Below are 12,936 nucleotides of genomic sequence, written 5' to 3'. Positions count from 1 at the left end.
GAACGAAATAGGTGTCCCGTATGGGGCCTCTGAACACTAATTTAGCTAGTTTTCTTTCGGGAACTGCGAAATTCCGCGCCAAGCTAAACGGGAGATGAGATCCACGGCGGCATTCTGGTCCACCGAGGAGCTGCTGGTGGCCCAGTAACGCGCCGAAACCTGGGAGAGGCCTGCCAGGGCACGGCCTGCCAGCAGGCCTTCCTCCTCGCTCATGTCGGTATCTTCGACCACGACGCGGGCGATGGAGGAAGCCAGCGAACTGTTGAACTGCTCGATGCGATGGGCGATCAGCGGGTCCGAGAGCACATCGGATTCGAAGATCAGGCGGTACGCCTGGGATTCGCCCTTGATGTAGCTGTAGTAGGTGTTGATGGTGGCGAAGACGCGCTCGCGATTGTCGCTGGTGGAGCGGATCGCTTCATCCAGCTGACGGCTGAAGTCGGCCAGGTGCGAATCCAGCAAGGCGAGGTAGAGTTCGCGTTTGCCGGGGAAATGCTGGTAGAGCACCGGTTTGGAAACCAGGGCGACTTCAGCGATTTCGTCCATGGACGCACCATGGTACCCATGGGCCACGAAAACCTGGTGCGCTGCCTGCAGCAGCTGGCGACGACGCGCTTCACGGGGCATCCGTTGCGGGCGGGTGCCTTTGATATTTTCGAGTTCCGTCATGTCGAATGGGGCCTTTCCAGCTGCAGAGTGATCAGCTCCCAAGTCATCAAAGGAATTCTCGGGTGGATAATCTACTTGGAAGTAGTATTCCATGCTTCTGTGCGGAAAGTGGAAATATGCTGGGGGAAATCAGGTTTTCTACGCTGATTTGGCTTCCGGGGCGGCTGGACAGTTGCCCGGGGCCTGCGTAGTCTCCGATTTCCCGGGCTCCGGCTGCGAGAGCTCCAAGCCGTAGAGGGTTTCCAGGGCCGAGACATATTCGCCGGTGCGGCCTTCGCCTGCCAGTTCGCGGGCACGCACGGTAGGCACATGCAAAAGCTGGCGCACCATGCGGCGCATGGCCAGCTCGACTTCTTCGGCCGCGGCGCTGCAGCCGTGCTGGGCACGGACCTTCGCGATCTCGGCATCCAGAACGGCTTTGGTGTGCTGGCGCAGCGCGACAATCGCGAAGTCGGCCTCGCGTTCACGCTGAGCGGCGGCAAATTCTGCGGTGGCGTTCTTGACGATGCGGCTAGCCGCGTGAACGGCCATGGCCTGCTCGGTCGGGGCGGCCATGCGCACCGATTCCAAGGTAATCAGTTCAACATCGGGCAGTTCGACCATGGTCGGATCGAAGTCGTGGGTGAGCGCCATGTCGATGGCGATCAGCGGGTGCTTCTTCACGCGCAGCGCTTCAAGCTCTGCACGGGCCAACTGGTGACCGCCGCCGGAGCAGCCAACGATGATGTCAGCTTCGCGCAGGGCCTGCGGCAGCAATTCGTCGCTGAGCGGGAAGCCGCCGCGCTTCGCGGTGAAATCTGCGGCGCGCCCGGAATGCGAGTAAACCGAAATGCGCTGGACGCCGCGTTCCTTGAGCAACGCCATGGTGGCGCCAGCGTAGGAACCGGTGCCAAAGAGCACAACATCCTGCTCGGACCAGTCGCGGCCTTCAGTGGCCAGTTCTTCGGCCAGATCGAGGGCCACCGAAACCACGGACTTGCCCTGGGTGCCAAGGTCGGTATTCGAACCGACATCCTTGGCCGCGCGGGTGGCGTTCTGGAACAGGCGGGTGAGGTTGCTGGTTGTGGTCTTCTCTTGCTGCGCCTGGGTCAGTGCTCGACGCACCTGGCCAGCGATTTCGCGTTCGCCGACAACGGCAGAGTCCAGTCCGGCGCCTACGGAGAAGAGGTGCTCAACTACCGGGTCGCCTTCCAGCGTGGTGAGACGGCGGGCCAGGAATTCGGGGGAGAGGTCGGTGCTTGCTGCCAGCTCGTTGACCAGATGTTCTGCTGCGTCCTCCACGTGGTCCACGTCTGCGTAGACTTCGAAGCGGTTGCAGGTGGCCAGCACGACGGCGCCATTGATAGCCGCCGAACCGTTAACGGAGGCAGCTGCCAGCCCGTCGGCCGAAGCACTGATTTGTGCGACGGTCTCCAGATCGAGCTGGGAATGCGATGCGACAAGAGATAAGAAAACCACAGTGACCCCAGAATAGGCCGGAAAATACCGGCAGACAACGCAGGTGTGCCTAAATCCGCATGGTTCCAAGGGGTTAGTTTGCTCACCTTCCCCTGCGGGCGAACGCAGTAAATGGGCTTTTAATCTGAAGAGTTGGCAGAATTGGGGCATGACCCTGTCGCAGAACCATCCGTTGATTGATGGACGTACCCAAGATTCCGCTTTGATCCAAGCTTTGACCGGCAAGAAGCCGTCGCATCACCCGGTGTGGTTCATGCGCCAGGCTGGCCGTTCGCTGCCTGAATACCTGAAGCTGCGTGAAGGGGTGAGCATGCTCGACTCCTGCCTTGACCCTGCCTTGGCCAGCGAGATCACCTTGCAGCCGGTGCGCCGCCACAAGGTGGACGCCGGCATCTTCTTCTCGGACATCGTCATCCCGCTGCGCCTTGCAGGCATTGGCGTGGACATCGTGCCAGGCGTTGGCCCGGTGCTGGACACCCCGATTCGCACCAGGGAACAGGTAGCTGCCCTTCCGGAGCTGACTGACGAGTCGCTGGAACCCATCCGCGAAGCCGTGCGCTTGACCGTGGCCGAGCTGGGCAAGACCCCGCTGATCGGTTTCGCCGGTGCGCCATTCACCGTGGCCGCCTACATGGTCGAGGGCAAGCCAAGCCGCGACCACCTGGGCCCGCGCACCATGATGCACACCGACCCGGACGTCTGGGACGGACTGATGACCTGGGCGGCCGACGCCTCGGGCAAGTTCCTGCGGGCGCAGGTTGAAGCCGGCGCCTCGGCCGCGCAGCTCTTCGACTCCTGGGCTGGTTCGCTCTCGCTTCCGGACTACCAGAAGCACGTCGCCCCGTACTCGGTGAAGTCCCTGGACTACGTCCGCGACCTGGGCGTGCCGTTGATCCACTTCGGCACCGGCACCGGCGAACTGCTCACCGCCATGCGCGATGCTGGCGTGGATACCGTGGGCGTGGATTACCGCATCCCGCTGGAAACCGCGATTGAACGCTTGGGCCAGGACGTTTCGGTCCAGGGCAACATCGACCCGGCGTTGCTCGATGCCCCGTGGGAAGTCCTCGAGGCGCACGTGCGCGAAGTGGTTGCAGCAGGCAAGAAGGCCCGCGGACATGTGGTGAACCTGGGCCATGGCGTTCCGCCAACCACCGACCCAACCGTGTTGACCCGTGTGGTGGAGCTCATTCACTCGCTGTAATTCAACAGGTCTAAGCTAGGTTTAACGCTGTGTTCCAGCTGGCCCCCGAGGCCATGGGCAGGGAACAGGGCATCGGCATATTGTGAAGGTAGAAGGTGCTAGGCACGTGAGCAAGGAACAGCGCAATCTGCGCGCAGGGGATTCAGCTGAAGCCACCGGCGCGTCCAAACCGCGACGCGATATTGCCAACGATGCCGCAGCGCATGCCTTGCGCCTGCTGGAAAAGGTGCGCAGCGCCAGCGAAGCACGCCTAGCGAAGAGCGAATCGGCCGATCAGGCCCAGAAGCCATTGGCCCCGCATGCGGTGGTGATCGGTGGCGGCATCGCCGGCCTGGTCGCTGCCCGTGAACTTCGCCAGACCGGACACGAAGTGACCGTGCTGGAAGCAACCGCGAACTTCGGTGGCTGCGTGCGCACCACCGAAGTTGCCGGCATGGAGATTGATGCTGGCGCGGAATCCTTCGCCCTGCGTGGCGGCATTGTTTCCTCCTACCTCGACGAGCTGGATCTGGGCGGGCAGATCGCCAGGACCTCCGGAGAGCGGGCCTGGCTCATCCAGGGGGAAGAGCAGGAAATTCATGCTCACCAGATGCCTGCCACCGCAATGCTGGGCATCCCGGGCAATGTGCGCACCGACGAGGTGCGCGGCATCATTGGCCGACCGGCCACCGTGCGTGCCGCAGCGGATCTGATCACGCCAATGAACAAGAAGTGGGCCACGGAGAACCTGACCATCGCTGAAGTGGTCCGTTCCCGCATGGGACAGGCGGTACTGGACCAGCTGGTGGCCCCGGTCATCAACGGCGTCTATTCCACCGACCCTGCCAAGATTTCCATTGACGCCGCCGCGCCTGGCCTGCGCCAAGCCATGCAGGAGACCGGTTCGCTGGCCCGCGCCGTCACCCGGCTGCAGGCTTCGGCTCCGGCTGGTTCCCGTGTGGCTGGCCTCAACGGCGGCATGTACACCATGGTCGAAGCCCTGGTGTCCCAGCTGGAGCAGGCTGGCGTTGCGCTGGTGCGCAATTCGCCGGTGACCTCCTTGCGCCACGATGCGCAGTCGCCAAATCCGTATGCAGTCACGACCTTGGGCCATGAACTGCTCGCTGACCGGGTAGTTCTCGCGACGCCGGCCGAGCCGGCACTGGACCTGCTGAACCCCCTGCTGGCACCAGAAGAGCGGATCGCCAGCGAAAGCGGTGCCAATGCCATTGCCTTGGCGATCCTGGTGGTCGATAAGCCGGAACTCGATGATGCCCCGCGCGGATCGGGTGTGCTGGTCTCCAGGAACGCCCCGCTGACGGCCAAGGCGCTGACCCATTCCACGGCCAAGTGGCCCTGGCTCGCCGCAGAGGCCGGCCCTGGCACCCACGTACTGCGCCTGTCCTTTGGACGAATCGGCGAACATGAGCAACTTGTCGAATCCGGAGATGATTCAGCTCTCATCGACCAGGCAATCAAAGATGCTTCAAAGATTCTCGGTGTTCAATTGCATCTTGATGATGTCTTGGGCAGCACCGTTTCACGCTTCAGCGACATGGTTCCGCTGCAGGGCCAGGCCGCTACCGCGCGCCGCGCGCAACTGCAGCGCAGCCTGTCGGGCTTCGAAGGGCTCGATGTGGTTGGCGCATGGATTGCCGGCACCGGACTGGCGCGAGTTATCGCCCAAGCCCGCAGTGCCGTCGCGATCAGCGCCCGCTAACCGCACCCGGGCCAACTATCCTGGACTTTTGTCCGAAACCAGATCAAGGAGAATATCAAGTGAGCAACGCACCGGAGCATAATTCCCCAGTAATTCGTGAACGCGAAAATGCAGGAGAAAACCCGACGTTCTTCTACACTCTCTGGACCATTTTCAAGCGTTCGGAAATTGTCGAGCGCTCCGAGGCTGCTGCCGCTGAATTCGATGCGCTGGTCGCCGAGCTGGCCGCCGAAGGCGCCACCGTGCGCGGCATCTACGACGTTTCGGCCATGCGCGAGGACGCTGACGTGATGTTCTGGGTGCACGGGCCATCGGCCCAGCTGCTGCAGGCATCGATGCGCAAGATCCGCCGTTCGGCCCTGCTGGCCGGCACCGAAATCGTTTACTCCACCATGGCCGTGCACCGTGAAGCGGAATTCGCCAAGGACCACTCGCCAGCGTTCGCGCGCGGCCTGGATCCGAAGGAATGGATGACCGTTTACCCATTCGTCCGCTCCACCGAGTGGTACACCCTGGATCCAGCGGCCCGCGGCAAGATGCTGCGCGACCACGGCATCCTGGGCCGCGAATTCCCGAACGTGCTGGCCAACACCGTAGCGGCCTTCTCCTTCGGCGACTACGAATGGCAGATCTGCCTCGAAGCCGACGACATGATCGATCTCGTCGACATGATGCGCCACCTGCGCTACACCGAAGCCCGCCACCATGTGCGTGAGGAGACTCCGTTCTACACCGGCCGCCGCATCTCGGCAGCTGAAGCGCTAGAGGTACTGAAGTGAGCCCGGCCTTTGACCCCCGCGAGGGATATGACCGCAACGGCCAGATGATTCCCAAGTCCTACGATGCCATCTTGCTGGCATCCTTCGGCGGACCGGAAGGGCAGGATGATGTCATCCCGTTCCTGCGCAAGGTCACCGAGGGCCGCGGCATCCCTGACGAGCGCCTGGAAGAAGTTGCGGTGCACTACCGCAAGAACGGCGGCGTCTCGCCAATCAACGCGCAGAACCGTGCACTGAAGGCCGCGCTGGAGGCAGAGCTGGCTACCCGCGGCATCGACCTGCCCATTTACTGGGGCAACCGCAACTGGCACCCGTTTATCGACGACACCCTCAAGCAGCTGGCTGCCGACGGCCACCGCAAGGTGCTGCTCATGGGCACCGGCGCCTACTCCGGCTACTCGGCCTGCCGCCAGTACCGCGAGGATGCGGGCATGGGCCTAGCCAACACCGGGCTGGACGGTGTGGTGGAAGTGGACAAGCTGCGCCAGTTCTTCGACACTCCTGCCTTCGTGACGCCCTTTGCGCAGTCCTTGCGTTCCTCGCTGGCCAATGTGCGTGCGCAGCTGGCCGAAGCGGGCAAGGAAGACGGGGCGATCAAGATCGTCTTCGTCACCCACTCCATTCCGATGGCCGACGCCGAGGCCGCAGGACCCGAAGGTATCCGGGCCGCAGGCTACGGGAATCTCTACACCAGCCAGCACCAGGCGGTGGCCAACTACATCCTGTCCCAGGTAGAGGAGGCCAAGGGCCTGGAGCACAGCCTGGTCTACCAGTCCCGCTCCGGGGCACCGCATGTGCCATGGCTGGAACCGGATATCAACGACGCGCTGGAAGAGGATGCCGCAGCCGGTGTCGCCGGCGTCGTGGTCGTGCCCATCGGCTTCATCTCGGACCACATGGAAGTCATGTGGGATCTGGATACCGAAGCCAAGGACAGCTGCGCCCAACTGGGCCTGGCCTTTGACCGCGTCGCCACCCCGGGCACCCACCAGGCGTTCATCTCCGGACTGGTGGACTTGGTCGAAGAACGCCTGGCCGGCCCCGATGGCAAGGCCCTGCGCGCCGGCCGCACCTCGGTTCTCGAAGGCGGCCCATGGTTTGATGTCTGCCGTCCGGGCTGCTGCGAGAAGCGCGCCCTGGACGGAACCTTGCGCCCGACCATCGGCGCAGTCGATTCAGAAGTTGGTGTACCCCAGCCATGACCGAAGCATTTCGCGTAGGAACGCGCGGCAGCGCGCTGGCGACCACCCAGACCGGATGGGCCGCGCAGAAGCTGGCCGGGATTTCCGGGTTGGCCGCGCAGACCGTGCTGGTCAAGACCGAAGGCGATGTGGTGACCGGCTCGCTGGCCACCCTCGGAGGCACCGGCGTCTTCGCCGCCGCGCTGCGCCAGCACCTGCTCGATTCCGGCTGCGACCTGGCCGTGCACTCGCTCAAGGACCTGCCCACTGCGCAGCCCGAGGGCCTGGTCCTGGCCTCGATCCCGCCGCGCGAGGATGTCCGCGATGCCCTGTGCTCGCGCGACTCGCTGGGCTTGGACCAGCTGCCCCAGGGTGCGAAGATCGGTACCGGTTCGCCGCGCCGTGCAGCCCAGCTGCTGGCCTACCGCAGCGACTTCGAGATTGTCGATATCCGCGGCAACGTCCCCACCCGCTTAGGCCGGGTCAAGGGTGTCGGGAAGACGCTGGATGATGGCAGCGTGGGCCGCGGCACCCAGGGTGACCTGGACGCGGTGATCCTGGCAGCTGCCGGGATGCGCCGCCTGGGCTTGGACAAGCACATCACCGAGTACCTGGATCCCTCCATCATGCTGCCCGCCCCGGGCCAGGGCGCCTTGGCGCTGGAAACCCGTACCGCGGGCACCGGCCACGGCGCATTGGATGCGGCTCTGGCGCAGTTCGACGATGTCGCCACCCGCATGCAGGTGGAAGCCGAACGTGCGCTGCTCTCCGAACTGGAAGCCGGCTGTGCTGCCCCGATTGGCGCCTTGGCCCATATCGAGGGCGATGCGCTGGTCCTCGAAGCGGTCGCCTGCAACCCCGACGGCTCGCAGACCATGCGCCGCAGTGCGCGGATCTCCTGCAGCACGGCGGATGCAGCACAGCAGCTGGGCCGTTCGCTGGCGCAGTCGATGATCGCTGATGGCGCTGCCGTAGTTGCCGGGCTGGCCTAGTTCCGGACCATGGCTTATCAAGCACTGATCCTGCGCAACCCGGCACGTGCCGCGGCCACCGTGCAGGAATTCGATCGGCTGGGCATCACCTCGTGGTGCGCCCAGCTGATCGAAACTGTTTGGCCCGCCGACCGCAGCGCATTGCAGCGCATGGCCAGCGATCTGGTCGCCGGAGACTACTCCTGGCTGGTCTTCACCTCGGTGAATACCGTCAAGGTGGTGCAGCAGGTCCTGGCTGGAGCGCTCCTGCCGGAGCAACTGCGTCTGGCCTCGGTTGGAGAGAAGACCACCGAGGCCATCAAGCGGCACTTGGGCCGCAGCGTGGACTTCGAAGCTGAAGAGCAATCGGCTGCCGGCATGCTTGCGGCATGGATCCCTGAGCCGGGTGCCAGGATCTGCTATCCGCACGGCGATCTGGCCAGCTCCACGCTGGCTGATGGGCTGGGCAAATACCCGGTGCAGGTCAACGAATTCATTGCCTATGAAACCGTGGATGCCCCGGCGCCCGGCACCCCGGTGACTGAGCCGGAAGCGGCAGCCGGACTCAACGTCCTACCGGCGAACCGGATCGGTGACAGACTGGAAGAACAGGATTTGGTGGTCTTCTCGGCGCCCAGCGTGGTCCGCCGCTTCGTGCAGCTGGCAGGGACGCAGCTGCCCGGGAAGCTGCAGACCATCGCGATTGGCCATCCAACGGCCCGGGCCATGGAGCGTGCCGGGCTGCCGGTGCATGCCGTGGCCTCCGCTCCCACCCCGCAGGGCCTGGCCCGTGCGGCCCAAGATTTGCTCCGGCACCGGTAACTCCGGGACCGGAAGCGTGCACAACGGAATAAGAAGTTATGAGAACTGGAGAAAGAGGAGCCATGGGTTTCCCTCAGCATCGCCCGCGCCGGTTGCGGCAGAATCCTGCCATCCGCCGCCTGGTGGCAGAAAATGAGCTTTCGGCACGCCAACTGATCTTGCCTGCCTTCGTGCGCGAGGGACTGGGCGAACCCAACGAGATCACCTCCATGCCAGGGGTCTACCAGCACACCATGGACTCGCTGAAGGCTGCCGCGGCGAACGCGGCCGAGCTGGGCCTGGGTGGCATCATGCTCTTCGGCATCCCGGAAGTACGCGACGAGAATGGCTCGGCCGGTCTGGACCCGCAGGGCATCTTGAACCGCGGCATTGCCGCGGTGCGCGCCGAGGTGGGCGATGAACTCGTGGTCATGTCCGATGTCTGCCTGGATGAATTCACCTCGCACGGCCATTGCGGCGTGCTCGATGCCCAGGGCAACGTGGATAACGATGCGACCTTGGAAATCTACGGCCAGATGGCCGTGGCCCAGGCCGAGGCCGGCGCCCACATGCTGGGTCCGTCGGGCATGATGGACGGCCAAATCGGCGTCATCCGCCAGGCACTGGATGCTGCCGGGCGCCAGGACGTCTCCATCCTCGCCTACAGCGCCAAGTACGCCAGCGCCTTCTACGGCCCGTTCCGCGAGGCAGTGGACTCCCAGCTGGTGGGGGACCGCCGCACCTACCAGATGGATTCGGCCAACCGCAGCGAAGCGGTGCTGGAAGCTGAACTGGATATTGCCGAAGGCGCGGACATGATCATGGTCAAGCCGGCCATGAGCTACCTGGATATTGTGCGCGATATTGCCGATATTTCCCCAGTTCCGGTCTCCGCCTACCAGATTTCCGGCGAGTACTCGATGATCGAGGCCGCTGCCGCCAATGGCTGGATTGACCGCAAGGCCTCCGTGCTTGAATCGCTGCTGTCGATCAAGCGCGCCGGTGCCCAGCAGATCCTCACCTACTATGCAGCCGAAGTTGCCGGCTGGCTCAAGGAAGGCAAGTAATAACATGTCGAACTCTGAAAAGCTATTCGCCGAAGCCCGCGAAGTCATGCCAGGTGGCGTGAACTCCCCGGTGCGCGCCTTCGGTTCGGTCGGCGGTGTTCCTCCATTCATGGTCGGCGCCAAGGGCGCATACCTGACCGACGCCGACGGCAAGGAGTATGTCGACCTGGTGTGCTCATGGGGTCCGGCACTGCTGGGCCACGCCCACCCGGAGATCCAGGCTGCCGTGCACGCGGCCGTGGACCGCGGTTTGTCCTTCGGCGCATCCACTCCGGATGAGGCCAAGCTCGGCGCGCTGATCAAGTCCCGCATGGGCGGGGTGGAACGCGTGCGCATGGTCTCCACCGGCACCGAAGCCACCATGACCGCCGTCCGCCTGGCCCGCGGCTACACCGGCCGTGACCTTGTCATCAAGTTCTCCGGCTGCTACCACGGCCACCTCGATGGCCTGCTGGCCGACGCCGGCTCGGGTGTTGCCACCCTGGCCTTGCCAGGTTCCGCCGGCGTGACCGCTGCCACGGCAGCAGAGACCCTGGTGCTGCCCTATAACGACCGCGCCGCCATCGAGGCCGCCTTCGCCGAGCACGGTGCGAATATCGCTGCGGTGATTACCGAATCTGCTCCGTGCAACATGGGTGTCGTAGTTCCAGAGGACGGATTCAACAAGTTCCTGAAGGAAACTACCGCCAAGCATGGCGCGCTGCTGATCCTCGACGAGGTCCTCACCGGCTTCCGCGCTTCCTCATCGGGCTACTGGGGCCTGACCGGCAAGGAGGAGGGCTGGAACGCAGACCTCTACACCTTCGGCAAGGTCATCGGCGGCGGTTTGCCCACCGCGGCCCTGGGCGGACGCGCTGAGGTCATGGACTACCTGGCACCATTGGGTCCGGTCTACCAGGCTGGCACGCTGTCGGGCAACCCGGTAGCGATGGCTGCCGGCATCGCCCAGCTGACACACGCGACCGAGGACGTCTACGCGCACCTGGCCAAGCAGTCCGAGGCGCTGCAAGGTGCCATCACCGAATCCTTCAATGCCGCTGGCCTGGACCACTCGATCCAGCGCGCCGGTACCTTGTTCTCGGTAGCTTTCGGCACCTCCGAAAGGGGAGTGCGCAACTACGCTGATGCGCAGGGGCAGGAAGCCTTCCGCTATGCACCGTTCTTCCACTCGATGCTGGACTCCGGGGTGTACCTGCCGCCAAGCGTCTTCGAAGCATGGTTCGTCTCGGCGGCCCATGACGATGCCGCAATGGAGAAGATCTTCGCGGCCCTCCCAGCAGCTGCCCGGGCCGCTGCGGCCGCCACGGCCTAATCGCAGGCTCCCGAGGGCAACAGCCAGGTCAGGCAGGCACCGTGAGGTGCTTGCCTGGCCCTGGCTTATTTAAGCCTGGAAAGACGGCGGGAAACGGAACTGCCCGAGTTCCGTATATGGAACTCGGGCAGTCAAGGTTCACGCGTTCGGGAATGCCCCGTGGCTGGAAACCGGATTAGAAAGCGGCGATAACGCTGCCGTCGGTCCAGGTCTTCTCGATGTAATCGCGGACCTCATCGGAGTGCAACAGCTCTTCAAGCTTCGCAACAGCCGGGGTCTCTTCGCCGTCGCGCCAGGTCAGGAAGTTGGCGTTGGGGTTGTTCTCGCCCGACTCCTGGGCAAGCATCTCTGCTTTGTCCAGCTTGGCCTGGACGATGTAGTTGCCGTTGATGACCGCCAAGCCGATGGAATCATCGGACTTGTAGTACTGGACGACCTGCTCGGCGTTGGCGTCAGTGATTTCGAGGTTTAGCGGGTTCTTGTCCGCGTTGCCGTTGACGGTCAGCAGGGAATCATCATCGCTGAGGTTCTGCAGCAGCCCTGCTTCTTCCAGGACGCGCATGCCGCGGATCTGATTCACCGGGTCGTTGTTCAGCAGTACCTTGGTGCCTTCTGCGACGTCCTTGGCGTCCTTGAACTTCTTCGAGAAGACGGTCATTGGCTCCACATGGACGCCAGCGCCGTGCGCGAACTCGTAGCCCTTTTCCTTCATCTCGGTAGCCAGGTAGGCCTCGGTCTGGAAGTAGTTGGCATCCAGCGAGCCGTCGGCAAGTCCGGTGTTCGGGGTGACGTAGTCATCGATCTCCATGACTTCCAAGTCGATGCCGGCTTCCTTCGCCAAGTTCTCATCGATGAAGTTCAGGATGTCTGCCTGTGGGACCGGGCTGGCGCCTACCTTGATAACCGTAGGGTTTGCCGGATCCAGGGTCGCTGCAGCATCAGCAGTTGGTTCGCTGCTGCCGCAAGCGGTCAGGGCGAATGCGGTGGCAACACCGGTGATGGCGAGTGCGAGTTTATTGCGCATAACTTGTCTTTCCTTAGGTAGAGCCGTGAGGCACGATGCGAGTGGATTTGCCGTGTCCTCAGCGGTTCCACGGCTCCGCCGGATAGACCGGCGGAAGTTTTGACTAGCGGTGATCGACCTTGCGGGCGATCGCATCACCGATGACCTGCACCAGCTGGACCATGATCACGATAATCACGATGGTCGCAAGCATGATGGGCATGTTGTAGCGGACGTAGCCGTAGTTGTAGGCCAGACGACCCAAACCGCCACCGCCTACCAAGCCAGCCATCGCGGAGTAGCCGATCAAGGTCACCAGAGTGGTGGTGACGGCTGAAATGATGCCGGGCATGGCTTCAGGCACCAGGACCTTGCGAATGGTTTGCAGCTTGGTGGAACCCATCACCAGCGCGGCATCGACCTTGCCAGCGGAAACATCGCGCAAGGCGGTTTCCACCAGGCGGGCGAAAAATGGGACCGTGCCGATGGTCAAAGAGACCGAGGCAGCGATCGGGCCCAGCGCGGTGCCGATGAGCATCGCGGCGAACGGAATCAGGGCGACCATTAAGATGGCGAACGGGACGGAACGGGTGATGTTCACGATCACCGTGGAGAGAATCGCGTTTAGCCAGCGGACCGGCGCCAGTCCGCCTTTGCCAGTGACATGCAGCAAGATACCCAGCAGCAGTCCGATGATCACGGTGATCACACCTGAGATCAAGACCATCTGCAGGGTTTCGACGGTGGCTTGGCCTACGGCCTTGAGTACGGTGGGGGTGAAGAAATCCATTG

General features: G+C 63.5%; 12 protein-coding genes. 8 read left to right on the top strand and 4 right to left on the bottom strand.

Annotated elements, in window-relative coordinates; all coding sequences use genetic code 11:
* Positions 1 to 45: 45 nt before the first annotated feature.
* Together ACIP6G_RS01825 and ACIP6G_RS01820 are read right to left on the bottom strand one after the other, a co-directional pair.
* Positions 46 to 669: a TetR/AcrR family transcriptional regulator gene (locus tag ACIP6G_RS01825; protein ID WP_105657677.1), complete on the bottom strand. Its 624-nt coding sequence runs from the start codon at positions 667 to 669 to the stop codon at positions 46 to 48.
* 138 nt (positions 670 to 807) lie between these two features.
* A complete protein-coding gene (locus ACIP6G_RS01820; RefSeq protein WP_332498431.1) occupies positions 808 to 2,127 on the bottom strand; it encodes a glutamyl-tRNA reductase in 1,320 nt (439 codons plus the stop codon).
* 148 nt (positions 2,128 to 2,275) lie between these two features.
* Between ACIP6G_RS01820 and hemE the strand changes: the two genes are divergently transcribed.
* The 8 genes from hemE to hemL all read left to right on the top strand — a co-directional run bounded on the left by hemE (position 2,276) and on the right by hemL (position 11,141).
* Positions 2,276 to 3,331 carry a uroporphyrinogen decarboxylase gene (hemE, locus tag ACIP6G_RS01815; RefSeq protein WP_400288353.1) on the top strand — a complete coding sequence of 352 codons (1,056 nt, stop codon included), beginning with the start codon at positions 2,276 to 2,278 and terminating at the stop codon, positions 3,329 to 3,331.
* A gap of 106 nt (positions 3,332 to 3,437) precedes the next feature.
* Positions 3,438 to 5,030, top strand: a complete 1,593-nt coding sequence (gene hemG / locus ACIP6G_RS01810) for a protoporphyrinogen oxidase (protein WP_400288351.1) — start codon at positions 3,438 to 3,440, stop codon at positions 5,028 to 5,030.
* Between the two features lie 92 nt (positions 5,031 to 5,122).
* Entirely contained in the window at positions 5,123 to 5,809 is a 687-nt protein-coding gene (gene hemQ, locus ACIP6G_RS01805) for a hydrogen peroxide-dependent heme synthase (protein ID WP_105657676.1), read from the top strand.
* Complete coding sequence (locus ACIP6G_RS01800) at positions 5,806 to 7,011, top strand: ferrochelatase (RefSeq protein ID WP_400288349.1); 1,206 nt, start codon at positions 5,806 to 5,808, stop codon at positions 7,009 to 7,011. Before hemQ ends, ACIP6G_RS01800 begins: the two co-directional genes overlap by 4 nt.
* Positions 7,008 to 7,982: a hydroxymethylbilane synthase gene (gene hemC, locus ACIP6G_RS01795; protein ID WP_400288347.1), complete on the top strand. Its 975-nt coding sequence runs from the start codon at positions 7,008 to 7,010 to the stop codon at positions 7,980 to 7,982. Before ACIP6G_RS01800 ends, hemC begins: the two co-directional genes overlap by 4 nt.
* A gap of 9 nt (positions 7,983 to 7,991) precedes the next feature.
* Positions 7,992 to 8,783 (top strand): uroporphyrinogen-III synthase, encoded by a 792-nt coding sequence (locus tag ACIP6G_RS01790; protein WP_400288345.1) that lies wholly within the window; start codon positions 7,992 to 7,994, stop codon positions 8,781 to 8,783.
* A gap of 62 nt (positions 8,784 to 8,845) precedes the next feature.
* Entirely contained in the window at positions 8,846 to 9,829 is a 984-nt protein-coding gene (gene hemB, locus ACIP6G_RS01785) for a porphobilinogen synthase (RefSeq protein WP_400288343.1), read from the top strand.
* A gap of 4 nt (positions 9,830 to 9,833) precedes the next feature.
* Positions 9,834 to 11,141: a glutamate-1-semialdehyde 2,1-aminomutase gene (gene hemL, locus ACIP6G_RS01780; protein ID WP_400288341.1), complete on the top strand. Its 1,308-nt coding sequence runs from the start codon at positions 9,834 to 9,836 to the stop codon at positions 11,139 to 11,141.
* Between the two features lie 175 nt (positions 11,142 to 11,316).
* Here the strand turns inward: hemL and ACIP6G_RS01775 are convergent, their stop codons facing one another.
* Positions 11,317 to 12,165 (bottom strand): MetQ/NlpA family ABC transporter substrate-binding protein, encoded by an 849-nt coding sequence (locus tag ACIP6G_RS01775; protein WP_400288339.1) that lies wholly within the window; start codon positions 12,163 to 12,165, stop codon positions 11,317 to 11,319.
* A gap of 103 nt (positions 12,166 to 12,268) precedes the next feature.
* The gene (locus tag ACIP6G_RS01770) at positions 12,269 to 12,934 is read right to left on the bottom strand and encodes a methionine ABC transporter permease (RefSeq protein ID WP_105657507.1); all 666 of its coding nucleotides are present in this window, start codon (positions 12,932 to 12,934) and stop codon (positions 12,269 to 12,271) included.
* Between the last annotated feature and the right edge of the window lie 2 nt (positions 12,935 to 12,936).

This window comes from Glutamicibacter sp. NPDC088483 (assembly GCF_044753145.1).
Classification (GTDB): domain Bacteria; phylum Actinomycetota; class Actinomycetes; order Actinomycetales; family Micrococcaceae; genus Glutamicibacter.
The sequence above is the reverse complement of the archived record's forward strand: the minus strand, read 5'-3'. Positions and strand labels throughout refer to the sequence as shown.